General features: G+C 36.0%; 27 protein-coding genes and 1 rRNA gene. 1 reads left to right on the top strand and 27 read right to left on the bottom strand.

Features of this window, described 5'->3' with window-relative positions; genetic code table 11:
• Positions 1–16: 16 nt before the first annotated feature.
• The 17 genes from mfd to metG form a co-directional block, all read right to left on the bottom strand.
• Positions 17–3,547 (bottom strand): transcription-repair coupling factor, encoded by a 3,531-nt coding sequence (gene mfd, locus PLX19_RS23420; RefSeq protein ID WP_272191289.1) that lies wholly within the window; start codon positions 3,545–3,547, stop codon positions 17–19.
• Between the two features lie 243 nt (positions 3,548–3,790).
• Positions 3,791–4,015 carry an anti-sigma-F factor Fin family protein gene (locus PLX19_RS23415; RefSeq protein WP_272191288.1) on the bottom strand — a complete coding sequence of 75 codons (225 nt, stop codon included), beginning with the start codon at positions 4,013–4,015 and terminating at the stop codon, positions 3,791–3,793.
• A gap of 71 nt (positions 4,016–4,086) precedes the next feature.
• Positions 4,087–4,647 carry an aminoacyl-tRNA hydrolase gene (gene pth, locus PLX19_RS23410; protein ID WP_334313782.1) on the bottom strand — a complete coding sequence of 187 codons (561 nt, stop codon included), beginning with the start codon at positions 4,645–4,647 and terminating at the stop codon, positions 4,087–4,089.
• 69 nt (positions 4,648–4,716) lie between these two features.
• Positions 4,717–5,670, bottom strand: a complete 954-nt coding sequence (locus PLX19_RS23405) for a ribose-phosphate diphosphokinase (RefSeq protein ID WP_098917482.1) — start codon at positions 5,668–5,670, stop codon at positions 4,717–4,719.
• 18 nt (positions 5,671–5,688) lie between these two features.
• Positions 5,689–7,068 (bottom strand): bifunctional UDP-N-acetylglucosamine diphosphorylase/glucosamine-1-phosphate N-acetyltransferase GlmU, encoded by a 1,380-nt coding sequence (glmU, locus tag PLX19_RS23400; protein ID WP_272191286.1) that lies wholly within the window; start codon positions 7,066–7,068, stop codon positions 5,689–5,691.
• 387 nt (positions 7,069–7,455) lie between these two features.
• Positions 7,456–7,749, bottom strand: a complete 294-nt coding sequence (spoVG, locus tag PLX19_RS23395) for a septation regulator SpoVG (protein WP_000454042.1) — start codon at positions 7,747–7,749, stop codon at positions 7,456–7,458.
• A 152-nt stretch (positions 7,750–7,901) separates the two neighbouring features.
• Positions 7,902–8,276: a RidA family protein gene (locus PLX19_RS23390; RefSeq protein WP_272191276.1), complete on the bottom strand. Its 375-nt coding sequence runs from the start codon at positions 8,274–8,276 to the stop codon at positions 7,902–7,904.
• A 301-nt stretch (positions 8,277–8,577) separates the two neighbouring features.
• Entirely contained in the window at positions 8,578–9,426 is an 849-nt protein-coding gene (gene purR, locus PLX19_RS23385) for a pur operon repressor (RefSeq protein WP_272191275.1), read from the bottom strand.
• 54 nt (positions 9,427–9,480) lie between these two features.
• Positions 9,481–10,350 carry a 4-(cytidine 5'-diphospho)-2-C-methyl-D-erythritol kinase gene (gene ispE, locus PLX19_RS23380; RefSeq protein ID WP_272191274.1) on the bottom strand — a complete coding sequence of 290 codons (870 nt, stop codon included), beginning with the start codon at positions 10,348–10,350 and terminating at the stop codon, positions 9,481–9,483.
• A 196-nt stretch (positions 10,351–10,546) separates the two neighbouring features.
• On the bottom strand, positions 10,547–10,726 hold the full coding sequence (gene sspF / locus PLX19_RS23375; protein ID WP_090918113.1) for an acid-soluble spore protein SspF: 180 nt from the start codon (positions 10,724–10,726) through the stop codon (positions 10,547–10,549).
• A 91-nt stretch (positions 10,727–10,817) separates the two neighbouring features.
• Positions 10,818–11,093 carry a biofilm formation stimulator Veg gene (gene veg, locus PLX19_RS23370; RefSeq protein WP_035433605.1) on the bottom strand — a complete coding sequence of 92 codons (276 nt, stop codon included), beginning with the start codon at positions 11,091–11,093 and terminating at the stop codon, positions 10,818–10,820.
• 139 nt (positions 11,094–11,232) lie between these two features.
• On the bottom strand, positions 11,233–12,096 hold the full coding sequence (yabG, locus tag PLX19_RS23365) for a sporulation peptidase YabG (protein WP_272191272.1): 864 nt from the start codon (positions 12,094–12,096) through the stop codon (positions 11,233–11,235).
• A gap of 364 nt (positions 12,097–12,460) precedes the next feature.
• Positions 12,461–13,342 carry a 16S rRNA (adenine(1518)-N(6)/adenine(1519)-N(6))-dimethyltransferase RsmA gene (gene rsmA / locus PLX19_RS23360; protein WP_272191271.1) on the bottom strand — a complete coding sequence of 294 codons (882 nt, stop codon included), beginning with the start codon at positions 13,340–13,342 and terminating at the stop codon, positions 12,461–12,463.
• Positions 13,339–13,896, bottom strand: coding sequence for a ribonuclease M5 (rnmV, locus tag PLX19_RS23355; RefSeq protein WP_272191270.1), 558 nt, complete (start codon positions 13,894–13,896; stop codon positions 13,339–13,341). The genes rsmA and rnmV overlap by 4 nt, the downstream gene beginning before the upstream one ends.
• 126 nt (positions 13,897–14,022) lie before the next feature.
• Complete coding sequence (locus PLX19_RS23350) at positions 14,023–15,216, bottom strand: G5 and 3D domain-containing protein (RefSeq protein ID WP_272191269.1); 1,194 nt, start codon at positions 15,214–15,216, stop codon at positions 14,023–14,025.
• A 133-nt stretch (positions 15,217–15,349) separates the two neighbouring features.
• Positions 15,350–16,117, bottom strand: a complete 768-nt coding sequence (locus tag PLX19_RS23345; protein WP_272191268.1) for a TatD family hydrolase — start codon at positions 16,115–16,117, stop codon at positions 15,350–15,352.
• Between the two features lie 178 nt (positions 16,118–16,295).
• Entirely contained in the window at positions 16,296–18,278 is a 1,983-nt protein-coding gene (gene metG / locus PLX19_RS23340) for a methionine--tRNA ligase (RefSeq protein ID WP_272191267.1), read from the bottom strand.
• Between the two features lie 526 nt (positions 18,279–18,804).
• On the opposite strand from metG, the gene PLX19_RS23335 reads away from it, so the two are divergent.
• The gene (locus PLX19_RS23335) at positions 18,805–19,089 is read left to right on the top strand and encodes an AbrB/MazE/SpoVT family DNA-binding domain-containing protein (protein ID WP_020062162.1); all 285 of its coding nucleotides are present in this window, start codon (positions 18,805–18,807) and stop codon (positions 19,087–19,089) included.
• A gap of 21 nt (positions 19,090–19,110) precedes the next feature.
• On the opposite strand, the gene rsmI is transcribed toward PLX19_RS23335, so the two are convergent.
• From rsmI to rrf, 10 genes are all read right to left on the bottom strand, one after another.
• Positions 19,111–19,986: a 16S rRNA (cytidine(1402)-2'-O)-methyltransferase gene (rsmI, locus tag PLX19_RS23330; protein ID WP_272191266.1), complete on the bottom strand. Its 876-nt coding sequence runs from the start codon at positions 19,984–19,986 to the stop codon at positions 19,111–19,113.
• A complete protein-coding gene (locus tag PLX19_RS23325; protein ID WP_272191265.1) occupies positions 19,955–20,245 on the bottom strand; it encodes a GIY-YIG nuclease family protein in 291 nt (96 codons plus the stop codon). The genes rsmI and PLX19_RS23325 overlap by 32 nt, the downstream gene beginning before the upstream one ends.
• Positions 20,232–20,972 (bottom strand): tRNA1(Val) (adenine(37)-N6)-methyltransferase, encoded by a 741-nt coding sequence (locus tag PLX19_RS23320; RefSeq protein WP_272191264.1) that lies wholly within the window; start codon positions 20,970–20,972, stop codon positions 20,232–20,234. Before PLX19_RS23320 ends, PLX19_RS23325 begins: the two co-directional genes overlap by 14 nt.
• A 146-nt stretch (positions 20,973–21,118) precedes the next feature.
• Complete coding sequence (yabA, locus tag PLX19_RS23315; protein WP_272191263.1) at positions 21,119–21,469, bottom strand: DNA replication initiation control protein YabA; 351 nt, start codon at positions 21,467–21,469, stop codon at positions 21,119–21,121.
• 14 nt (positions 21,470–21,483) lie between these two features.
• Positions 21,484–22,311 carry a PSP1 domain-containing protein gene (locus PLX19_RS23310; RefSeq protein ID WP_020062167.1) on the bottom strand — a complete coding sequence of 276 codons (828 nt, stop codon included), beginning with the start codon at positions 22,309–22,311 and terminating at the stop codon, positions 21,484–21,486.
• A gap of 4 nt (positions 22,312–22,315) precedes the next feature.
• Positions 22,316–23,299 (bottom strand): DNA polymerase III subunit delta', encoded by a 984-nt coding sequence (gene holB / locus PLX19_RS23305; protein ID WP_272191262.1) that lies wholly within the window; start codon positions 23,297–23,299, stop codon positions 22,316–22,318.
• 32 nt (positions 23,300–23,331) lie between these two features.
• On the bottom strand, positions 23,332–23,958 hold the full coding sequence (gene tmk, locus PLX19_RS23300; RefSeq protein ID WP_272191261.1) for a dTMP kinase: 627 nt from the start codon (positions 23,956–23,958) through the stop codon (positions 23,332–23,334).
• Between the two features lie 18 nt (positions 23,959–23,976).
• Complete coding sequence (locus tag PLX19_RS23295) at positions 23,977–25,386, bottom strand: aminotransferase class I/II-fold pyridoxal phosphate-dependent enzyme (protein ID WP_272191260.1); 1,410 nt, start codon at positions 25,384–25,386, stop codon at positions 23,977–23,979.
• A gap of 178 nt (positions 25,387–25,564) precedes the next feature.
• Positions 25,565–25,744, bottom strand: a complete 180-nt coding sequence (locus PLX19_RS23290; RefSeq protein ID WP_272191259.1) for a sigma factor G inhibitor Gin — start codon at positions 25,742–25,744, stop codon at positions 25,565–25,567.
• Positions 25,745–26,108: 364 nt separating this feature from the next.
• Positions 26,109–26,224: ribosomal RNA gene (gene rrf, locus PLX19_RS23285) — 5S ribosomal RNA — on the bottom strand.
• Positions 26,225–26,311 lie beyond the last annotated feature (87 nt).

Genomic DNA, 26,311 nt, shown 5'->3' with positions numbered 1-26,311 from the left:
TATTTTTTATTCTCATTTAGGCATTTATCTCTTCTTTTTTCACATCTTTTAAACCTTTTAATAAATTTTCAGCGATTGTAAGCCACTTTGCTACTTCTAGTTCACGCACATTCATCACAATTTTCAAGCGTGAACCTTCCATACCAAGACCAATCATTCGCCCTAAACTACTTCCAAGCATAAATAATTTTCCACCATCGATATTTTGACTAGTCTTTTCTGAAAACAGCAGTGTCACTTCTTGTTTCGTTTGCTTAATCAATTCGATTCCTTCTTGCGTTGCTAACACTTTAATATTTGCAATTTGTAGTAAATATCCAACTTCCTGTGGATAGTCACCAAAGCGATCAATCATTTCTTCTTGTAACTCTTCAATATCCTCAATAGTAGAAACGCCCCTAAACTGCTTATACATCATGATTTTTTGTTTGCTATCGGAAATATATGCATCTGGTAAATATGCATCTACTTCTAGATCAATCTCGACATCAAGCGTTTGCTCTTCTGCCCCCGTACCTCTTCGCTGTTCAATTGCATCTTTTAACATTTGTGAATATAAATCAAAACCAACGGAATCAATAAATCCATGTTGCTCTGCACCTAATAAATTACCTGCTCCGCGGATAGACAAATCACGCATCGCAATTTTAAATCCAGAACCTAGCTCTGTAAATTCTTTAATGGCTTGCAGACGCTTTTCTGCAACCTCAGATAACACTTTATCCCGCTTATATGTGAAATACGCATAGGCAACACGATTAGAACGCCCTACCCGACCACGCAACTGATACAACTGCGATAATCCCATACGATCTGCATCGAACACAATTAATGTATTTACATTCGGAATATCAACACCTGTTTCAATAATTGTTGTACTTACGAGTACATCGTGCTGCCCCTCTAAGAAGGAGAGCATAACCGATTCTAATTCACCTTCATTCATCTTTCCATGCGCAAAAGTTACACGCGCATCAGGAACGAGCATTGAAATTTCGTCTACTTTTCGCTCAATATCTTCAACACGATTATATAAGAAATATATTTGCCCTCCTCGTGCCAGTTCACGTTCAATCGCTTCTCTTATTAACGCTGGATTATATTCCACAACGTACGTTTGCACCGGGAACCGATTTTCTGGCGGTGTTTCAATAACAGATAAATCGCGAACACCCAACATAGACATATGAAGCGTACGCGGAATTGGCGTTGCTGTTAATGTTAGTACATCGATATTAGCTTTTAATTGCTTAATTTTTTCTTTATGCGTTACACCAAACCGCTGCTCCTCATCAATAATAAGTAATCCTAAATCTTTATATATGACATCCTTTGACAGAAGACGGTGTGTACCGATAACAACATCAACAGTACCATCTTTTAATCCTTTAATCGTTTCATTTTGCTGTTTTCTTGTACGGAAGCGACTTAATAACCCGATATTAACCGGATAATCTTGGAATCGCTCTCGAATTGTTTCATAATGTTGCTGTGCTAAAATCGTTGTCGGCACTAAAATTGCAACTTGCTTTTCATCCATAATCGCTTTAAAAGCAGCCCGGATCGCAACTTCAGTTTTTCCATATCCAACATCGCCGCAAAGCAGACGATCCATCGGACGACCGCGCTCCATATCCTTCTTGATTTCTTCAATTGAGCGTAACTGATCTTCTGTTTCTTGATAAGGAAATGATGATTCAAACTCCTGTTGCTCAGATGTATCCGGAGTAAAAGCATAACCTTTTGATGCTTCGCGCTCTGCATACAGCTTAATTAAATCATCTGCAATATCTTGAACGGATTTTTCTACCTTTGTCTTAACTTTCTTCCAATCATTTCCACCTAATTTATAAATCTTTGGGTCTTTCCCCTCGGATCCCACATACTTTTGTACTTGATCAATTTGTTCAATCGGAACGTATAGCTTGTCATTTCCTTGATACTTGATATGCAAATAATCTTTATGAACACCATTAATTTCTAATGTTTCAATTCCTAAAAATTTACCGATACCGTGATTTACGTGAACAACGTAATCACCAACTTTTAATTCAGAGTAGCTTTTAATTCTCTCCGCATTCGAAAGTTTTTGCTTACGCTGTGATTTTTTTACCTTTTTATTAAACAATTCTTTTTCGGTAATAATCGCCAGCTTTTGCATTGGCATTTCAAAACCTGCATGTAAATCACCCACCGCAATTTGAATACGACCTGGGAGCAATACATCCGTTCCTTCAATAATATCTGCTTCAATATCATAATCATTTAAAATATTCTGCAACTTCTTCGTTCTTTCTTCATTTGCACCTAATACAACTGTTGTAAACCTACTTTTCGTCCATCTATCAATTTCTGTTTTTAATAAATTCATTTGACCGTGAAAGTCTTGCATTGTTTTACATGTCAAATTCACAATATTTTGCGGATTTGTATATGGAATATGACGTAAGAATAAAGTTAAGTATAAGAAATTTCGTTTTTTATGGTTCAAAAATTGGGAAAAACTATGAGAAAAAGTTAAATCTTGAACAATCGCTCCTTCTCCAAGAAGCGATATATACCATTCTGCTTCTTCTGTTTCTAAATGATCTGCTGTTTCTTGAATTCGAGAGACCTCGTCTAGAATAACCACACCGTTTTCCGGTAAATATTCTATTAGACTAGCAGGTTCCTTATAAAATAAAGATAAATATTTGAACATCTGTTCAATTGTCTGTCCATTTTTCAATAACTCTAATTCATATGTAACAGTTTCTAATATTGTTGTTTTTAGTTTCTCATCAGATACTTTTTTTAATGTATGAACTAAACTTGATTCTAGCTTCTGAATTCCAAATGCTACTTCTTCTTTAGAAAATACAAATTCAGTAGCTGGGCCAAATGATATGCTATCCATCTTCTCTTGCGAGCGTTGTTCTTCTACAGTAAAGGAACGGATGGAATCTACTTCAGTATCAAAAAATTCAATACGAACTGGCAATTCTTCTGTTAATGGATAGATATCTAATATCCCACCGCGAACACTAAATTCACCCGGTGCCTCTACCATAGATTTACGTTCATAGCCCACAGATGTTAACACGCGAAGCAATTCATCAAGATCAATTTCTTGTCCCATTGTTAATTCAATTTGCTGTTTCTCCCACATCTCTTTTGTCGGTAGAAAACGTCGCAAACCCGCAACAGGTGCCACAATAATTCCATTTTCTCCAGCCGCTAAGCGGTTCAACACTTCAATGCGCTGCGCCTTCAATTCTGGACTCGCAACACCGATTTCTGATGCAATAGACTCATTTACAGGATATAACCAAACATTCTGCTCTCCAATTAATGAAACTAAATCTTCATACACTTTTTGCGCCTGATATAAATTATGCGTTATAACAAGCTGTGACTGCTTTGTGTTTTTATATAAACTAGCCATTAATAATGAACGCGAAGAGGTTGCCATACCTGAGATAAGCTGCTCTTTTAAACCTTCTTCTAACCCATCTATAATTGATCGTATTTCTTTATTTTCGTAAAATTGCTCTAGTAAACCTATCATTTTTCAAAACTCCTCTCAACATAAAGAGCAAGCTACTATATTTTATGCAAACATTTCGGAAAAAGAAAACAGAAAAATGCTTTGGACAAGCCAAAGCGAAGCAGTACACCCTATCCCTTATCCCTGTAAGTCTCTCACCTTCATATTCAGAAAAGAGAAGGATGGAAGTTCCCCCGTTATCAAGGGGCAAGGTGTTTAGCTAACCATCGGTAAGAAATACATGCTCTAACAGAAACCTTATTTTCATTGTAAGAACAGTTCATATTCATAATACTCTGGATAAGATGCGAGCGTTTTTTGACACGATTCACAAATTGTTTTTATATATATATTTCCGTTTTCATCAAAATGAATCATTTCTAACCGCTCTTGCTCTGTTAGTTGACCTAGCACAAGGCCGTATACTTTTTCCGCTGTAATAATACCTATTCTATATCCACAATGTCTGCAGTAATAATGTCCGTCCATAACTTCCTCCTAGCCGTACAATTACTACTATTATGGATATAAGTATAAAAAAATATTCCATTTTGGAAATGTTAATTATTGAAAATATTCATAACTTGTAAAAATGGAACTTTCAACCACTCTTCACATGCATCTGCACTTTTTTCAATTGCTCGTTTCATCTCAGGCATCTCATCTGTCGTAAAACGCCCTAATACATAATCAACTACTTTCATGCCATTTTTAGGACGATCAATCCCCATACGAACGCGTTGGAATTCCTGTGTTCCTAAATGTGCGATTGTTGATTTTATACCGTTATGTCCACCCGCACTGCCTTTCATACGAAGACGCAATTTTCCAACCGGAATATCTAAATCATCATAAATTACTATAAAATCTTCAATATCAATTTTATAGTAATCCATAAGCGGACGAATACTTTCTCCAGATAAATTCATATATGTAAGCGGCTTTAATAAAATGACTTTCTCTCCATTTACAAAGCCCGCACCGAATAACCCCTTAAATTTTTGCTCATTTAATGGGATATTCCAGCGTTTAGATAATTCATCTATTGCCATGAACCCAATGTTATGCCTTGTTAATTCATATTCTCTGCCTGGGTTACCAAGTCCTACTATTAATTTCATTGTAACACCACTTTCTTTTTTCGATACGAAAAGACGTAACCAACACTGGTTACGTCTCATTCTATCCAATTAATTAAATAGTACACTTACAGATTCTTCTTCGTAAACACGAATAATTGCTTCTCCAATTAATGGAGCAACAGAAAGTTCCTGTACTTTATCAATTTTCTTTTCTTCTGGTAATACGATAGAGTTTGTTACAACTAACTCTTTAATATTTGAATTTTGAATACGTTCAATTGCTGGACCAGATAAAACTGGGTGTGTACAGCAAGCATATACTTCAGAAGCACCGTTCTCTACAAGAGCGTTTGCTGCTAATGTAATTGTACCAGCTGTATCAATGATGTCATCAATTAGAATTGCTGTTTTTCCTTCGATATTACCTACTATATTCATTACTTCTGCTACATTTGGACGCGGACGGCGTTTATCGATGATAGCGATTGGTGCTTTTAAACGATCTGCCATTTTTCGAGCACGTGTCACACCACCATGGTCAGGAGATACAATTACAATATCCTTAAGACCTTTCTTCTTAAAGTAGTCAGAAAGAATAGGTACACCCATTAAATGATCAATTGGAATATCGAAGAATCCTTGAATTTGTGGAGCATGTAAATCTAGAGTAATTACACGAGTAGCACCCGCTGTTTCAAGTAAGTTTGCAAACAGTTTCGCTGTAATCGGCTCACGAGAGCGTGCTTTACGATCTTGGCGTGCATAACCATAGTAAGGAATAACAATGTTAATTGTTTTCGCAGATGCACGTTTTAATGCATCGATCATAATAAGCAATTCCATAATATGCTCGTTTACTGGAAAACTTGTAGATTGGATGATAAATACATCGCAACCACGAATACTTTCTTCAATGTTAATTTGAATTTCTCCATCACTAAAACGTGCAACAGAACATTTTCCTAATTCTACTCCAATGTGCTTTGCAATTTGCTCAGCAAGCGCCTTGTTAGAGTTTAAAGAAAATACTTTCAAATTAGAATTTAGATATTGAGTCGACATCTAGATTAACCCTCCACATTATGAATTTTTCTTATTCAGCAATTGAGCAACATAGTCTTCTTTATTAATTTGACGTGTACGTGCAATGGATAATGCTTTTGCTGGCACATCTTCTGTAATTGTAGAACCTGCTGCAACATAAGCACCATCTTCAACCGTTACAGGAGCAACAAGGTTTGAGTTACAACCAATAAACACACCATCACCAATTACAGTTTTAAATTTATTCTTGCCATCGTAGTTTACTGTAATAGAACCACAACCAAGATTTACATCTTCTCCCACTTCTGCATCACCAATATAGCTTAAATGAGAAGCTTTACTTCTATTTCCGAAAACAGTCTTTTTAATTTCAACGAAGTTTCCAACACGAACTTCATTACCAATAACAGATTGCGGACGAATATGAGCGAACGGTCCAATTGCAACATCGATACCAATCTTACTATCATGAACAGTAGACTGACGAATTGTTGTATTATCGCCCACTTCACTATCACGGATGACCGTATGCGGCCCAACTTCACAATTTGATCCAATAACAGTATAACCTTCAATAATTGTTCCTGGGTAAATAACCGTATCATTACCAATTTTTGCATCAACAGAAATATACGTGTTATTCGGATCAATAATCGTAACACCATTTATCATATGTTGATGGTTAATACGTTTTTTCATAATGTCTTCCGCTTGCGATAGAGCGACCCTGTCATTAACTCCTAACGTTTCATCAAAATGCTCTGTTTGATAGGCAGATACAATATGACCTTCGTTTTTCAAAATCTCAATTACATCTGGAAGGTAATATTCCCCTTGCACATTTTCATTGGAAACTTTAGAAAGGGAAGCGAATAGCGCTTTATTATCAAAACAATACGTACCTGTATTAATTTCTTTAATCGCTCGCTCTACTTCATTTGCATCTTTATGTTCAACAATTTTTTCAACGTGACCATTTTCATTACGAACAATTCGGCCATAACCAGCAGGCTCTTGTATGTAGGCTGTTAATACCGTTGCCTTTGCACCTGCTTCTTCATGCTGCTTTAATAAAGCTTCCATTGTCTTTGCTGTAATAAGAGGTGTATCACCACAAATTACTAATGTTGTTCCTTCCTCGTTCCCCAGTGCATCAGCTGCTTGCATAACAGCATGTGCAGTTCCTAACTGCTCTGTTTGCAATGCAAATTCACTTGCACTTCCTAATTGATCTTGTACCTTTTCAGCGCCGTGTCCAACAACTGTAACAAGCTTCTGCACTTCTAGCTGAGAGACTTGATCAACTACATGCTGTACCATCGGTTTCCCGCATACAGGATGTAACACTTTGTATAAACTAGACTTCATACGCGTGCCTTTTCCTGCAGCAAGAATCACTGCATATCTTTTCGACATATAGACCCTCCATCGCAACCTATTTATCCATTAAAGATATTATCCTAAATAACTATATATTTCAAGAAACACCTTATAACTATTAAATTTTACCATAACTTTTATATAATGTTTTAGTATTTCATATCTTTTTATGAAATAAGCTATACTATTCCTTTTTCACGAAAAATTGAGGTAGCTGCTATAGATACAAATTGAAAAAAAACGATATAAAAACCTCTTCTTTAGGGGAATCGCGCACCTGGCCACGCACAATCTCGGCTTGTATGTTGAACAATCAAAATCGATTTATATAATATATGGAAACAACAACAAACTCCTGTAAATGCTTACAGGAGTTTGCCAAAATTATAGAGCTCTTCTTTTAGAGCTCTTCTTATTCGAATTTTACGAAGCTCCAGCTTCTTCAAACTCAACTTCCTCTAACTCGCCTAAACGGTGATACTCAGTTAAAACCGCATCTTGAATCTTAGAACGAGTATTAGAATTAATTGGATGAGCAATATCACGGAACTCTCCATCCGGAGTACGTTTACTTGGCATTGCTACAAATAATCCATTATTGCCATCAATTACACGAATATCATGAACAACAAATTCGTGGTCTAGTGTAATAGAGGCAATCGCTCGCATGCGCCCTTCTGTGTTTACGCGGCGTAATCTTACGTCAGTCACTTCCATCTTGTGTTCACCACCCTTTTCTAAATAAGCGATATATTTCTATAAATTCCACAAATGTTCTATTTTTCCTTCAATTTTTCAAAAATTTTTAAGATAAAAATTTTTATATAAGTGAAATATATAAATGAACATAAGTTATCGCTTACAATTCCTTATTTTACAAGGGCAATAACTTCAATTTCAACGGATACATCTTTCGGTAGTTTCACTACTTGTACACAAGAGCGTGCTGGTTTATTCGTAGAAAAATATGTACTATATACTTCGTTTACCGCATCAAAATCATTCATATCTTTTAAGAATACAGTTGCTTTTACCACCGTCTCAAACGATGCTCCCGCTTCTGTTAATACTGCATTTAAATTTTGAAACACTTGCTCTGTTTGTTCCTTTACATCCCCAGTCACAACTTCACCATTTACCGTCATAGGAATTTGTCCTGAACTGTAAAACATATTATTTACAATCATACCTTGTGAATATGGACCAATCGCCTGCGGCGCTTCATTTGTTTGAACTACTTTCATCGTTCCTCACCCTTTTATATTTTTTTATCCTGCTTTTACAAGCTACCCCTAATAAGGAACCTATTGTTTTAGCAGGTGATAAGCCTCCAAAGTTGGGAGCTTATCACCTGCTAAAACCTAATGTTCACAAATAACATGCCAAAGTACCTAACTGGTAAAAGCTTATTATCAATCAATATAAAACATCCCCACCGATAACAGTTTCACTTTATAAAAAAAGATAAAGCAGTCGCTTTATCTTTTCCCTCACTCTGACGAACAGTATCCCCTTTAAAACAATCTATTAAAAAGATTGTTTATCTTATTCAACTTCTACAATCATGTCAGTAAATGGACTTAAAGAATAATTTCCTTTTTCCACTTGAATCGTCTTTTCTCTCACATCTACTTCAGACAGGCGAATTAATGAAATAAAGTTATCGACAAGTCTTTCCTCAATATCACTTGATTCCACTAAAACTCCAATACCAACAACATTTGCATTAAATTCTTCAAGCATACTCATCATACCTTGTACGGTTCCGCCGGCCTTCATAAAATCATCGATAATTAATACATTCGCACCCTCTGGAAGACTACGTTTTGCCAATGTCATCGTTTGAATACGCTTAGAAGAGCCTGATACATAATTAATACTTACTGTCGGTCCTTCTGTTACTTTATTATCTTTTCTAGCAATTACGACTGGGACATCTAAATAATTGGCTACTGCATACGCCAAAGGAATCCCTTTCGTCGCAACTGTCATAACAGCGTCAATCGGCTGTCTTGCGAATACAGAAGCAAAAAGTCTCCCTGCACCATTAATGTAACGCGGGTTACTTAAAAGATCCGTCATATATAAATAACCGCCTGGCAGAATACGATCAGGATTCTCAAATAATTTACAAAGCTCATTAATAATTTGCTTCGCTTCTTCCTGACTTATATATGGGATATACTTCACTCCTCCTGCTGCACCTGGTACCGTTTGTAATGTGCCGACCCCTTGTTGTTCAAACGTTTGTTTAATAATAACTAAATCTTCACTAATAGAAGATTTAGCAGACTGATACCGTTCAGCAAAAAAAGTGAGAGAAACTAACTGACGAGGGTTTTGAAGCAAATAATAAGTCATATCGACTAACCTTGTACTTCGTCTAATTTTCATGCTCTCACCTCAAATTACGAATATTTTAAACAAATCATAACTTATTATACGGCTTTATTCAAGAACTTCTCGCTCTCCTAACAAACGAACTGCGTATACTTGATCACAAAATCCTTTTAAACCGTTGTAAATGCGGTGCATACGTGAATCGTGATGGACTAAACCAAAAACTGTTGGACCGCTACCGCTCATTAATACCGCATCTGCACCGAAACGTTTCATCTGAGCTTTAATATGTGCAACTTCAGGATGCATAGAGAATGTTACATCCTCTAACACATTGCCAACAGCTTGACAAATCCCTTCATAATCACCATTTTGAATCGCTTCAACCATACGATTTACATCTGGATGTGTTACACGATTTAAATTTAAATTCCCATATACGTCAGCTGTTGATACACCAATATGTGGCTTGGCCAAAATAACCCAGCAAGAAGGAGGTGTCTTTATATGTTCAATTTTCTCTCCACGACCTGTTGCAATGGCAGTTCCTCCATATACACAAAACGATACATCTGATCCAATCTCTGCACCTAGTTCTGCAAGTTCATCAATTGTAAGTCCGAGATTCCACAATTGATTCAGGCCCCTTAATGCTGCAGCTGCATCGCTGCTTCCACCTGCTAATCCCGCTGCAACTGGAATCGTTTTTTCAATTGCAATAGATACCCCTTTTTTTACTTGAAAGCGTTCCTTTAACAATTTTGCCGCCTGATAAGCTAAATTTCTTTGGTCGTCTGGCACATAACGGTTATGAGATACAATTTCAATCCGGTCTTCAGATAACTCTGTTAGTTCTAACCGATCTGCTAAATCAATTGTTGTCATAATCATTTTAACTTCATGATAACCGTCCGGTCTTTTTCCTAGTACATCTAACGACAAATTAATCTTTGCTGATGCTTTAACCAGTAGCTTCAATCTATTCACCTACTCTATGTACTCAATCTTTTATCGTTTATTTTACCATAAATTTATAGTAGAACGATGACACTTTCCTAATTATAACGAAAAGCATCAAGAATGAAACTACTTATACACTATGAATACAACTTTTTCGCGTGCAAAAAGCCGAGGAATATCTCCTCGGCCACCGTAGCATAGAAGTATCTTACTGTTACTGGTTTTGTTTCATCAATTGTTGCTCTGCAATTTCAATTGCACGCTTAACCATATTACCAGCATCTTTCGCACGAATTCCGCCCCATCCTTCTTTTTGCACGACATCATAAAATCCAAGCTCTTTTGCAAGCTCTTCTTTAAATTTATTCGACATGACTCCTCTTCGTCTACTCAACGCAAGTCCCCCTTTATCGCTACGGTATATTTAGTATGTGACACTACGAATCCCTTCAACTCTGGAAAATATATGTAACAAAAAACCATCCTTAAACAGATTGTTCACCTAACATAATTTCATTATCTTGTGCATCATAAAATGTAAGCTCAACAGTTTCTGTTAATACGTCTGCATAACTATAAGAAACACGCTGAAATGTATCTTCCTGTTGATCAAGTTGAACTACAAAAACAGAACGGTATGTTTCTGCTAACACACCAGACCGTTCTATCGTCTTTCTTCTTCCACTATTTGCTTTTAGCATAAGCCTCTGACCAAGATGATGATCCAAAGCACTTTTAATTTCATCTAAACGTTTTGACATATCATGCTACACCTCGCTGTTATTGGAATGGAAAGTATAGAAATACAAGTCATACATATATAGTCTGTACGTTCTTATACTTTTTTATCCAATTCCCCAAAAGCGTGTACATAAAAAGCAAGGCAAATACTTACCTTGCTCACTCTTCATAATATTGAAAGGGCAATCCTGTTCGTAAAATTCCTTTTGTTTCAATTCCGCCAAGCCCCTTCTCACCGGTTACTGTATTGCGTATGACATCCCAAACATTAACTCGTTCCATAAAAGATGTAAAGCTCACTTTTGCTACAACATACACTGGATCTAACGCATGAATATTAACGCGGGACGGAGAACTTGCAAAATTTGCCCCGGCTCGAATTAGAGCTTCAAAATGCGATTGACACGCCCCAGCAAAAATAACAGGGTGATCTAATGAAGGATACTTTTTTCGTACTGTACGTACAGCCTGTACAAAATGCTTAGAATGACGATAAGCTGCTAAATTTCCCATTTCTCCCTTTGATTTTGTATAAGCGTCATGCCCGGTAATTACTAAGATATCAGGACGAGCATGCTCAATTAAATCTAGAACCTTCTCTTGCATCTCCGTTTCTTTACAATGAATTCCCTGTACAGGCACACCTATTTTCGTATATAAATCTAAACATTTTCTTAAATATAAAGGATCTCCATCAAGATGAAGCACTTTACCTGGCATTTGAAAATAATTTACTTCATTTGCATAGCCGCCTGTTGACTGATATTCTTGGCGCTCTCTCATTAATACATAATCTTGTTGAAATAAACGATATGTCTTTTCCATTGTTTCTCGTTCCTGCTTCACTCTTTTCGTGTAATCCCTTTGATCGACAAGAACTAAATCTTCTATGGGTGCATCTGCTACGAGCCGAAATTCTTCCCCAAACAAAATTGCTATTGTGTCTTTTATTTCTGTTACTCGAAAAAGAAGGTCGCGCTTATAAGACTTTCTCTCCACTAAATCTCCAACGTGTACAGCCATCCTTTTACCTCCAAACTCGTAGGGACATATAACTCACTACGTTCTGTTTTAGCCTATGAACTTATAGGAAAAAGGTGACAAAAAAGGTAACTCAAAACGAGCTACCTTTTACATTTTATATAAAATGAAACTTTAATCAGCCCCCACCAATGAGGCGCATGCCAGCAATTTATCTCCCACCGAACATTCTAGCCACTGAAACTGGACAACAAAGAAATGTGGAAGTGGATCGCCCAGAATGTGAGGAGGATGGAGCTTCTGACGTAGAGGTGTTTTTTACCTCATAGGAAGAAGCGAAGCCACCGAACATTCTAGCCACTGGAACTGGACAGTGCTTTCGCCAAATTTTGAGGTGGGAGTATTACTACTCATTAATGCGGGATAAAAATAAAGCATTGCTTAACTTTGCAAATTCTTCAATTGATAATGTTTCGCCTCTTCGCTTCGGATCAATTTCAACTTCTGCTAATATACGCTCAAGTAATATTTTATCCTTTGGAAAACCATTTAAATTATTAGATAAATTATTCATTAATGTTTTACGTCGCTGCGCAAAGCTAGCACGAACTACTTCAAAAAAGAACGCTTCATCTTTAACTTCCACAAGCGGCTTTGGACGTCTTAGTAAACGAATAACTGCTGAATCTACATTTGGCTGTGGTACAAATACTGTACGCGGAACCGTCATCACCGTTTCTGGTTCTGTATAGTATTGAATCGCAATTGACAACGAACCATAATCTTTTGTTCCTGGGCGAGCCGCTAGGCGATTTGCTACTTCTTTTTGCATCATCACCACAAAACCACGCACTGGTAATTGTTCCTCTAATAACTTAAATAAAATTGGTGTTGTCACATAGTATGGTAAGTTCGCTACTACCATTACATCTTGACCTTCTTCAAACTGCTCTTGAAATACTGTATTTACATCAGCTTTTAAAATATCCTTATTAATTACAGTTACATTATCATAAGGCGCTAATGTCTCTTCTAGAATAGGTAACAGGCGTTGATCAATTTCAAACGCTACAACTTTCTTAGCACGCTTTGCCAACTGCTCTGTTAATGCTCCAATACCAGGTCCAATCTCAATTGCCCCGCTCTCAGATCCAACCTCTGCATAATCTACAATACGATTTAATACATTTGTATCAATTAAAAAGTTTTGTCCTAAACTCTTTTTAAATGAAAATCCATACTTTTCAACAATATCTTTCGTACGATTTGGCGTTGCGATATCTTTCATTTCTTTTCCTCCTGTAATACTTGCTTATACGCTTTTGCAAAATCCTGCTTTGAAATTTGGAACATTTGCAAACGTTTATGTAACTGCTTTGCATTTGTATAACCGATCTTTAATAGCTTACCCATTCGTTCTCTACGGCTTTTTGCTTTTTCTCCACCAACGAGTCCCGCTTCTACTAAGTCAATCCACTCAATCTCGCTTGTGTACTCTTCCATCTCTCCATGTAAGTTTTCCAAAGCGCGCCGGATAGATTCATTAGAGGCATGTTCAATTCCAACGCCCTTCTTTCGCTTTGCTAATGCTTCTTCTTTCGGTAAGAACGCGTGCTTACAACCTGGTACTTTCTCAGAAATAATTTTACGAATACGCTCTCCTGGATAATCAGGATCTGTAAAAATAATAACACCTCGTGTTTGTTGCGCCAATTTCACCTGTTCAATCACATGATTTCCAATTGCCGAACCGTTCGTTTCAATTGTATCTGCATCTACTGCACGCTTAATGGCAACCGTATCATCTTTACCTTCTACAACAATTATTTCTTTAATCTTCATAACTTCCTCCACACTCATTTCACATCTCTAATTAGTAAAACAAAAAAACGCCTATTTTTCCATTATTATTTTCCTAGTTCATACAATTTAAAAAGCAGAGGAGAAAAAATTCCTCTGCTTACCCTATTATTGTAACACTTTAATCTTCACTTGTTTTCTTCCCCAAGCTTCTGCCTGTGATTCTGTTGGCATAAGAACATCAATACGATTCCCTTTAATCGCCCCGCCCGTATCACCAGCAACTGCATATCCGTATCCTTCTACCCATACCTTTGTTCCAAGAGGAATAATCTGTGGATCTACTGCAATTAATTTCATATTTGGATTTGCCTTATAATTATAACCTCCTGCGCTTACACCTTGGCATCCGCCGCAGTACGGGGAATACGCCGTTGCTTGCACATAAAATTCGTTAGCAACTACACCTTCTGCATCACCTAAAATTGGCTCTTCTTCTTTTGTGCCAACAGCTACAATACGATTTTTTTCTTCTTGTACTATTTCTTCTTTCTGTAAGTTTCTTAAAACTTCATTTCCATTCTCTTTGATGACTGCAAATACCTTCTTCTTTTTTCCTTCTATTCCTTCTTGAATCACCTTTTCTGTTCCCTTACGGAGTGAAGAATCTTCTTGTTTCACTTCAGTAAAAGGAATTGGCTCTTCCACTGCATCGCTTACTTTTTCTACTCGAACCACTTTGACCTTCATATTTTGCTGCATCACTTCCTGTAAAGCTGGTTCCACCCTATCCATTTCATTTAGTGATACTTGTCGTTCTTTCAAAAAGTTAGCGACAGTAGTCGAAGTCGACCATACATGTTGTTCTTGACCGCCAACATGTAATGTAACCGGGAATGCTTTTTGAATCATGATTTTTTGAGTACCTTCCAACGATGTATGCAAACTAGGATATACTTTATCATGTTCACTCATTTCAATATGTTCTTCTACTAACAAATCTTTTACTGTTTTTGCTGTTGATTGTACTTGTTTCCCTTTTCCATTCACTATAATCATAAATGGCCTCGCCTTTTCTACAACTACTTTCATTTCACCCTTAATTTTCGTAGAAAGTGCTGGATATATATAATCTTTTTCTGCCACTTGAATCTTTTCTTCCTGCAACAACTCACTTATAGTATTCGCATGTGTATAAATTTCTTGTTTCTTTCCATCTACTTCAACAGTTATTTTATCTGTTGTCCCCGCATACGCTACTGTCCCAACAGATCCTGAAATAATTAATGCACTCGTAAATCTTACTGCTAACTTTTTGCTCACTTCTAACCTGGATAATAAACTTTTAGCATTTGCAATCACAATAAAATACCCTCCCTGTCTAGATCAGAATTATTAACTCTCATTCTCCTACTATTTCTAGTAGTGTTACTCATCTGAAGATAAACATAGGTGAAGGGAGAAAAAGGGGAGGAATTCCCCCCCCTACTTCCCATTATTGAATGCCGAATAGTTTTTTTGCATTTTCTGTTGTTTTAATCGCTACTTCTTCATAAGATAATCCTTTTAATTTTGCAATTTCCTCTGCAACAAGCTTTACATAGCTTGGTTCATTTCGTTGTCCACGAAACGGATGAGGAGTTAAATATGGACAATCTGTTTCGATTAAAAGTTGTTCCATTGGAATTTCCATCGCAACTTCTTTTGGTTTCTTTGCATTTTTAAAGGTTACTGGACCGCCTAATGAAATAAGAAAGTTCATCTCCACGCATTGTTTTGCAACTTCAACACTGCCACTAAAACAATGCATGATCCCTCCTACTTCGGATGCATTTTCTTCTTTTAAAATATCTACGATGTCTTGCGTTGCATCTCGATTATGTATAATGATTGGTAAATTTACTTTTCTTGCTAGCCTAATTTGTTTACGAAATACTTCTTTTTGCACTTCTTTCGGAGATTTGTCCCAATGATAATCTAAGCCCATTTCACCAAGTGCAACGACTTTGGGATGAGCTGCTAACTCTTCCAACCATTCTAAATGTTCTTCTGTCATATCAATTGCATCAACAGGATGCCAACCAACAGCTGCATAAATGAAATCATGTGTTTCTGCTAATTCAATTGCCTTTTTAATGGTCACTTCATCAAAACCAACTACAACTGTATAAGAAACACCCACTTCTTTCATTCTTGCAATTACTTCCTGTAAATCCTCTTTAAATTGCTCTGCATTTAAATGTGAATGTGTATCAAACAACATAATAAGAACTCCTTTTATTTGAAATAAATTCTATCATAGTGGAAAATTACTTTCCTAACACCGTAATAACAACTACATTACAATTTTGATACAAAAAAGGAAATTTTAGAAAGATTTCCGACAAGAAAAAAGATGCTTCACGAATGTTACACGTGAAACATCTCTCATTTTGTCGTTATTACTTAATTTTTGTACCATTTGGTAAGTTTTGGTCGACCGTTGCTAACGACAATTTTCCATTTTCTTCACCCGCTAAAATCATACCTTGTGATAACTCACCACGTAGTTTTACTGGTTTTAAATTTGTAACACAAATGACTTTTTTCCCTTTTAACTCTTCTGGAGAGTAAAATTTGGCGATTCCAGAGACAACTTGTCGTTTTTCTGTACCTAAATCAAGTTGGATCTTTAATAGCTTGTCTGCTTTTTTTACAGGCTCCGCATCCAATACTTCTGCTACGCGTAAGTCTACTTTAAAGAAATCATCAATTGTAATTTCTTCTACCTCTGGCGCTGCTTCTGTCTTTTCTTCTATTTTTGGAGCAGATCCTTTCATTTTTTCTTTAATATATTCCACTTCTACTTCTACTTCTAAACGTGGGAATACAGGCTGGCCTTTCACAACTTTTGTACCAACTGGAATGCAGCCAATTGTCGAAAGGCTATTCCACGTTTTATATTTTTCATCTGTAATTCCAATTTGTTCAAAGATTTTCCCTGGTGTTTCTGTTAAGAATGGCATTAACAAAATTGCTGTTTGTCGAAGCATTTCTGCAAGGTGTGCCATAGCAGAAGCCAGTTTCTCACGATTGTTTTCATCTTTTGCTAATACCCACGGCTGTGTTTCGTCGATATATTTATTTGTACGGCTAACAAGCTGCCAAATTGTGCTTAGTGCTACTGAAAACTCCATGTTCTCCATTGCATCTTCCACTTTTTGTAGTGTTTCTTTTGCAAATATTACTAAAGCTTCATCAAAATCCGTTACATTTGTTTTGTAGACTGGAATTTCTCCGTCAAAATATTTATCAATCATTGCTACTGTACGATTTAATAGATTTCCTAAATCATTCGCAAGATCAAAATTAATACGCTCCACAAATCCTTCTGGCGTAAATACGCCATCTGATCCAAATGGTACTTCACGAAGTAGATAATAACGAAGTGCATCTAAACCATAACGATCAATTAACGTAACCGGATCTACTACATTCCCTTTTGATTTACTCATTTTTCCGTCTTTCATTAAAATCCAACCATGCGCAAATACTTTTTTCGGAAGTGGTAAATCAAGAGCCATTAAGATAATTGGCCAATAAATTGTATGGAAACGAACAATTTCTTTTCCTACTAAATGAACATCTGCTGGCCAATATTTTTTATACTTTTCTTCATTATCCGTTCCGTAACCCAATGCCGTAATATAGTTAGATAACGCATCTACCCATACGTAAATAACATGCTTCGGGTTACCCGGTACACGAACACCCCAATCAAAAGAAGTACGAGAAACAGCTAAATCTTCTAATCCTGGTTTAATGAAATTATTGATCATTTCATTTTTACGTGATTCTGGTTGAATGAAGCTTGGATTATCTTCATAAAACTTTAAAAGTCGATCTACATATTTCCCCATTCTAAAGAAGTAGGATTCTTCACGAACAAGCTCTACTTGATGACCACTATCTGGGCTCTTCCCACCAACTATTTTTCCATTCTCCATTACTGGATCAACAAGTTGATGCTCTGTATAAAACGTTTCATCTTGTACAGAATACCAACCTTCATATTCATCAAGATAAATATCACCTTGATCAACGAGTTGTTTAAAGATTTTTTCTACAACTTCTTTATGACGATCTTCGGTTGTACGAATAAAATCGTCATAAGAAATATCCATTTTTCCCCACAGTTCTTTAATTCCCGCTACGATGTTGTCAACGTATGCTTGTGGTGTAACATTTAATTCTTCTGCTTTTTTTTGAATCTTTTGTCCGTGTTCATCAGTGCCTGTTAAGTAGTACACATCGTACCCTTGCATACGTTTATAGCGCGCCATTGCATCTCCCGCTACTGTTGTATAAGCATGTCCAATGTGAAGCTTTCCACTTGGATAATAAATCGGAGTTGTAATGTAAAAGGTCTTATTTTCCTCTGTCATTATTTTAAACCTCCCAAATGACCTCATATGTATTTATAAACAGTATATCAAAAATTTATGTATAAAGACGAGTGTATGTACTATATCTTTATCATCTATTACTCATATTAATAAAAAATATACATTTCTATATTTCGACACTATCATTAAAATTCCAAGAATAAAATAAATCTTTCTATACATCTATTATTTTTTAGTATATATAATAAATATATATACTTTTTCGACATATAAATCGCTACAGTAGAAAATAAAAAATGACCTACGCTGGCCGCTTTAAACCTTATATGTGGCAGGAAAAGGACCTGACCGCTTCTATGCTCGGCCAGACGCCCTCGTCTCCCCTAAAAAGAAAGGGGTCTTTATATCGTTTTTTAACTTATTAATAGATGCGAAAATCTACAAAAATTTTATAATTAAAGAATTGACGGAAATGTAAATGATTGGTATCATATGTTCATAGGGTATTTTGTCGAAAAATGGCGAATTAAAATAGACTTGCAAAATATGAGGAGGAAAAACGAATATGAAATCTACTGGTATCGTTCGTAAAGTTGATGAATTAGGCCGCGTTGTAATTCCAATTGAATTACGTCGTACATTAGGTATTGCAGAAAAGGATGCTCTTGAAATTTATGTTGATGATGAAAAAATCATCTTAAAAAAATATAAACCAAACATGACTTGCCAAGTAACTGGTGAAGTTTCTGATAGTAACCTTTCATTAGCTGAAGGTAAAATTATTTTAAGCCCAGAAGGCGCAGAGCAAATCTTAAATGAACTACAACAATTTATCGCAGCAGCAAAATAAAGCTTCTCTTTTAGAGAAGCTTTATTTTTTTTCAACATGATATGCTTGATATACGTCCCTTTTCGACATATTCCGATCTTTTGTAACAACTTTAATAGCTTCTTTAGAAGAAAGACCTTTCTCCTCTATGTAGTATTCGACATGCCCCTCAACTGTTAATGCTTCCCACCACGCCTCTTCGCTAACCGCTTCTTCTGTAGAGCCTTCTACTAAAACACAAAATTCTCCACGCACTTCATTTTCCTTTGCCCAATGAATAACTTCTTCTAAAGAGCCGCGAATAAACTCTTCAAATTTCTTCGTAAGCTCACGACATAATACAACGTTTCTATTCCCTAATACATCTTTCATGGAGACTAATGTTTCCCCTAATCGATGTGGTGCCTCATAAAACATCATTGTATATGGAATATAACGCAGCTTCTCTAATTCTGCTTTACGTTCTTTTTTATGGCGCTGTAAAAACCCATAGAAATAAAAGTGTTTTGTTTCTAACCCTGATGCAATTAATGCTGTAAGCGCAGCATTGGGGCCAGGAAGAGGTACAACCGAGTACTTCTCTGCTACTGCTTGTACAACAATATCATAGCCAGGATCTGAGATACATGGCATCCCCGCATCACTGACAAGTGCTACTGTTTTTCCTTGCTCTAACATACCTAAAATTTTTTGTCCGCTCACTTCTTTATTATGCTCATGATAACTCATTACTGGCGTTTCAATTTCAAAATAATTACATAGCTTTTTCGTTTGCCTTGTATCTTCTGCTGCAATAAAGTCTGCTTCCTTTAACATACGAATTGCCCGAAATGTCATGTCTTCCAAATTACCAATTGGAGTAGGAACTAAATATAATGTTCCTCTCTCATTCACCTGAAAACTTTTTTGCTGCCACATAATAATCTCCTTTTTGTATATACTCATCTTTTTGTTTCCGTTTTAGCTGCTTGAAACGATATTCTGCCTGCATCGCAGTTCTTTTTTCTTCGTAAGTTTCAAAGTATTTTAATATAACAGGACGTCTTGCTCTTGTATAACGTGCTCCTTTCCCACTATTATGGGCCTGAATTCGCTTCTCTAAATGATTTGTATATCCTGCATAGTAGCTTCCATCAGCACATTCAACAACATAAAAATAATGTTTATTCTGCTCCATATAAAATTGCATTCATTTCCTTCGTATATTTATTATTTTCTTCATATACAAAAAGAGGTGGCAAAATTTTTAAATCTGCATTTCCATCTTTAATACCTTCAATTAATAATGTATTAGCTTCTTTACCTGCTTTTGGATACACAAATTGGAGACGCTTTGGCTCAATCTTATATTTTCTCATAAGAGTTACAATATCAAGCAAACGACCAGGGCGATGTACAAAAGCAACTTTTCCTCCTTGCTTAACAAGTTGGCTGCTAACACGTACAACATCTTCTAGTGTGCACATAATTTCATGACGGGCAATTGCTAAATGTTCATTTAAATTTTGCTCAGATGGCTTTGGCGTTTGGAAGTATGGCGGGTTGCATGTAACAACATCAAACTGATGTCTTCCCAATTGCTCTGGCATATGCTTTAAATCACCGTTAATAAGCCGAATTCTCTCTTCTAACTCATTATATTGAACACTTCTAACACCCATATTGTAAATACGCTCTTGTATTTCAACTCCCGTAATATTCCCTTTCGTACGAGAACTTAATAAAAGAGGAATCACTGCATTGCCCGTACACAAATCTAATATATTTCCTTTCTGAATAGGCATCCATGCGAAGTTCGCCAATAATATTGCATCTAATGAAAAATTAAATACTGATGGACTTTGAATAATTTTCATATCTTTTGATAGTAAATAATCTAGACGTTCATCTCCATATAACTGCATATCATTCTTTCCTTCCTTATCATTCAAACTTTATTTTAGCAAACGTTAAGACAATTTACCTATGTTTACAACAGTCTAACGTCCATTACTTCTATTTTGGTTATATGTACAAAAAATTACCTTTCCAATTTACTGGAAAGGTAATTTTATTTTTTATTTAAAAATGATAAACAGAATAAGCAATCCCCTTCTTTACGTACACTTCCATAATGCAAATTGCAAATATGAAAACCTTCCTGGTACAGGCGTGCTAGATTATCATATCCTTCACCGATATCTATTTTAGGTTTTATTTCTTTTTGCCTATTCGCTTTCTGTTTCTGCTTATTCTGAACTTCTTCAAAACGATTTCGCAAATTTTCATTTTCCATTTTAATGTGTTGGTTTTCTTCCAATAGCTCTGCAAGATGCTGCTTTAACTCTCCCAACTGTTTATAAAGATGTCCAATTTGCTCTTCCATACTGGAAACCGCTACAAAAATATCTTTTTTCTCCACAAGCACCCACCTCATTAATCTGTGGTTTGACTCGAAACGACCCCTTTATTCATTAATTCATCTAACGTATATTCTACTATCCGTTCCTTGTCTATTAATTCCACTTGAATTAATCTTTCTAAAATATTTAATCCGATTACACGACCAAGACCATGCGGTGTTTGTATCTTCTCATCTAAATCTGGAAGCTGCTCTTTTGCTGCTTCATATTCATCATTTTCATACTTTAAACAGCACATTAATCGCCCACATAACCCTGAGATTTTCGCAGGATTTAATGATAAATTTTGATCTTTTGCCATTTTTATGGATACAGGTTCAAAATCCCCTAAAAAAGTAGAGCAGCAAAGCATTCGGCCACATGGACCAATACCACCTAACATTTTTGCTTCATCACGAACACCAATCTGTCTTAATTCGATTCTTGTCCGGAAAATAGCCGCCAAATCTTTTACAAGCTCGCGAAAATCAATGCGACCGTCTGCCGTAAAATAAAAAATAACCTTATTACGATCAAATGTATATTCCACATCAACAAGTTTCATATCAAGATCATGCTCGATTACTTTCTCCTGACAAACTTGATACGCTTCTTTTGCTGCGCGTTTATTTTCCTCAACAATTGTACGGTCATTCTCATTTGCAATTCGAATAACTTTCTTTAGTGGTAAGACAACATCATTTTCATCGACTTGTTTCTTCGTGATGACAACTTTCCCATATTCGATTCCTCGTACTGTTTCCACGATTGCAAACTCATTTTCTGAGATATCAAATTGATTTGGATCAAAGTAATACACTTTTCCGGCCTTCTTAAATCGAACACCTACTACATCATACAAACGGTCATCCCTCCTGCAACCGCAACACTAACTGCTCGAATACAAGCTGCGCATTTACATTAGCGTTGATTCTATTTTTTGCTTCTAATATATTGAAAAGAGCCGATACAATGCGCTTTTGAGAATAGGAAAAAGATTGGAATAACTCTTTTTGGTCTTGAAAAACGAGACGCTCCTCTTCTTCCAATTGAACATATAATAAATCCTTATAAATAAGGAGCAACATATCTAATCCTAGCTGTAGTTGTTCTTTCTCTCCAAAATGCTTCACCCACTTCTCCTGCACAAAAAAAAGAGACGTGGTATCTTTCTCTAGGGCTTCACATAATTTTATCACTAAAGTTCGTGCTTGTGCAAACCATTCATCATTGCAAAACGATAGTGCCTCATCAAAACTATTTGTAAGTTCCGCTGCAAGATTCCCTAAAGAAATACTTACCTTTTCATTTTCTAAACGGTTAACCAAAGCACTTTTGGGAAGTGGCCTAAATGTAACAATTTGACAGCGTGATAAAATAGTGCTTAAAATTTGATGGCTTTGCTCAGTTAACAAAATTGCCGCTGTGTCACTACTCGGTTCTTCTAAAAATTTAAGCAATGTATTTGCAGCATTTGTTGTCATCTTATCGGCATGCTCAATAATATAAATTTTTTTAGTTGCTTCTAGACCTGTTTTCGAAAACTCTTCTTGTAATTCGTGAATTTGCTGTTTCTTAATGGATAGACCATCTGGTGCAACAATATATACGTTTGGGTGATTGCCCGAATCAATGCGTCGGCAATTCGTACATGTATGGCAAGGTTCTACTCCATTTCGTTGTAAACAAAGAAAGCTTTTCGTCATTTGCATAGCTGTTTCTAGTTTACCTGTTCCTTTTGGCCCTTCTAACAAATAAGCGTGGGATATACGCTCTTTTGCAATACTATTCATTAACATTTTTACAACAATGGGTTGTATAAGAGACAGTTGTTCCCACGTCTTCGCCATATTCCATACCTCACTTTTTATACTTTCTTCTATTATAACAATTTTTGTTCAATAAGCTGAGTAACTTCTTCTACAACAGCTTCCATTGGTTGATCTGCATTTACAACGACGATACGATCTGCAAATCGATCTACTAATTGTAAATATCCTTCACGAACACGTTTATGAAATTCCATGCTTTCTAAATCTAAACGATTCACTTCTCTATTACCATCTTTTCTAATGCGTGCTAAGCCAACCTCTGGTTCAATATCTAAATAGATTGTAATATCCGGCATACAATCTTCTGTTGCAAAACGATTAATTTCAAATACCTTATCAACACCAAGGCCGCGTGCATACCCTTGATAAGCAAGAGAGCTATCTATAAAACGATCACATATTACAATATAATTGTCTTCTAAGGCCGGCATGACCTTCTCTACTAAATGCTGTCTGCGTGCTGCAGCATATAATAATGCTTCTGTACGTGCCTCCATCATTGTATGCTCTTTTTTATGTAAAATAGTGCGAATTTCTTCTGAAATCATAATTCCACCCGGTTCACGTGTTGCCACTACTTTTTGTTTCTTCTTCTCAAAATATGGAATTAATTTTGTAATTAATGTAGATTTCCCTGATCCTTCTGGCCCTTCAATTGTTACAAACAATCCCTTCATTCATAAAACCTTCTTTCTCTATATATCGTATACAGTAATATTTTTTATATTTCCTTGAAAACGTGCACCAGTCTCTTCTAAATTAGAAATTTGCTTTATGTGCTCTAATGTAATTTCCTCTCCATACATGACCAACGGAATCCCTGGTGGATACGGTATAATCATTTCAGCCGCAATCATGCCTAACGCATCTCTTAATGGTACAACTTTTTTCCTATATTTTTCCAATTGCTTATATGTAAATGACAAAGAAGATAAATGATTATTATAAGGATAATTTATACACAGCTTACTATCTTCCACATCGTATGAGCATAGTGCATCTTGTAGCTTCTCAATTACTTTTATATACTCTCCATTTACTTGGAGTGGTAAAATAAGTAAAACATTATATAGGTCTGCCATTTCAACATACATACCTACCTCTTCAAATAGACGTTGTAATTCATAGCCAGAGAGCTTACAGCGTGTTTGTACCGTTACTTTTAATGCATCTAGTATTGGATAGTCTAAAACAGCAAGTTGTGGAATGCGATCTAATGCCCCGCGAAACTGCCGAGTAAATGTCGCAATTTCCTTACCTCCTTCTTCTTTTATCTTCGCTAATACAAAACGCGCTATATCTAAAGAAGCCATGATTGGATAAGATGGACTACTAGATTGCAATATATTTAAATAAGAAGAAACTTTTTCTTCATCAACTAGCGAGCTATTTACATGTAAGTATGAACCCATTGTCATTGCTGGTAATGTTTTATGTGCCGAATGAACAACAACATCAGCCCCATATGCAAGCGCTGATGTTGGAAAAGGTTCCCCGATACAAAAATGCGCTCCATGCGCCTCGTCTACTAAAACAGGGATACCATTTTTATGCGCTAACACAATACTCTTTTCTAAGTCTACACCCATACCATAATAGTTTGGATGCGTTAAAATAAGGGCTTTTGTTTGTGGATATTGCAAAATTGCATCTTCAATCGTTTCATACGGGACACCAACTGGTACACCATATTTTTCATCAATCCATGGCTCTAGAAAGACAGGACGTGCTCCAGCTAATTTAAGGCCATTCATAATTGATTTATGAGCATTTCTTTGTACAAGAACTATATCATGTTCATTACAGCACGCTAACAGCATAGCTAAATTCCCAACCGTTGAACCATTAATTAAAAAATAACTTTTTTGTACTTCGTATAGTTCTGCTAATAAACACTGTGCTTCTTCTATACATTCAAATGGACTATGAAGATCATCAAGTCCAGTAAGTTCTGTTACATCAATAGAAAGTATATCATGAAAATACTTTTGTGCTTCATAGGGAAAATTCGTTCCATTTTTATGTCCTGGAACATGAAAGGATATCGGTTTCTTACTTGCAAAAGACTTTAATGCTTCATATAAGGGCATTTTTCTTTGATCCATATTCACTCTTCCTTACTATTCATTCTCTCTATATTATACAGAGATTTTCATAAAAAAAATAATAGGCAAACATGCCTATTTTTCTATATAAATTCATTTTAATTTTTCAGCATATAAGTTGCTGCTATGCATGGCCAGACGCTCTCGTCTACCTAAAAAGATTTGTATTTTTCTAGGGCTATACTTGTATTTTTCGTAGTTGCTGTAAATAAAACATATACTTTGGATCATTTGTATTTGTTTCTATCATTTCTCGTTCACATGATTCACATATAAAACTCGTATACAAATGAATTCCACTATCCTTTTTATCTTCACACACAATACAAACTTCTTCTTTTGTTGTGACATACCCCATATTATTCGCCTATTTATCGTATTCTATCTAACCATTACTATATAAAATTAGACCAACGATAAATAAACTGTTCCTCCCCTCTATAAGAAATAACAATATACATTTATAAGCGTTAACAATTTTTCGAAATATATACACCTTTTATACTTTTAGTGTATGAATCATTTCTAGGCGAAGTGTCTGTCTAATACTTAGTTAAGCTTGCTAGCCCAAAATAGGATAAAGTGAAACTTCCATCAGTGAGGAGTTTCTTCATCCCCACCTATCTTCTTTGCTTCTCTCTACATTTTGAAGTGTGGGCCTTACTGTCCACGAATAGCGGGATAAAAATAAAAAGACGAGTCCACTGACTCGTCTTTCGTTTGCCTGGCAACGTCCTACTCTCACAGGGACAAAGTCCCAACTACCATCGGCGCTAGAGAGCTTAACTTCCGTGTTCGGTATGGGAACGGGTGTGACCTCTCTGCCATCATTACCAGACTTATGAAGGTATATTCCTTCAAAACTAGATAACATTTGCTTCATATTATATGGTTAAGTCCTCGATCTATTAGTATTCGTCAGCTC

Origin of the sequence: Bacillus sp. BP-3, from assembly GCF_028401955.1 — a bacterium.
Taxonomy (GTDB): domain Bacteria; phylum Bacillota; class Bacilli; order Bacillales; family Bacillaceae_G; genus Bacillus_A.
This window is presented reverse-complemented; position numbering and strand designations above follow the sequence as displayed.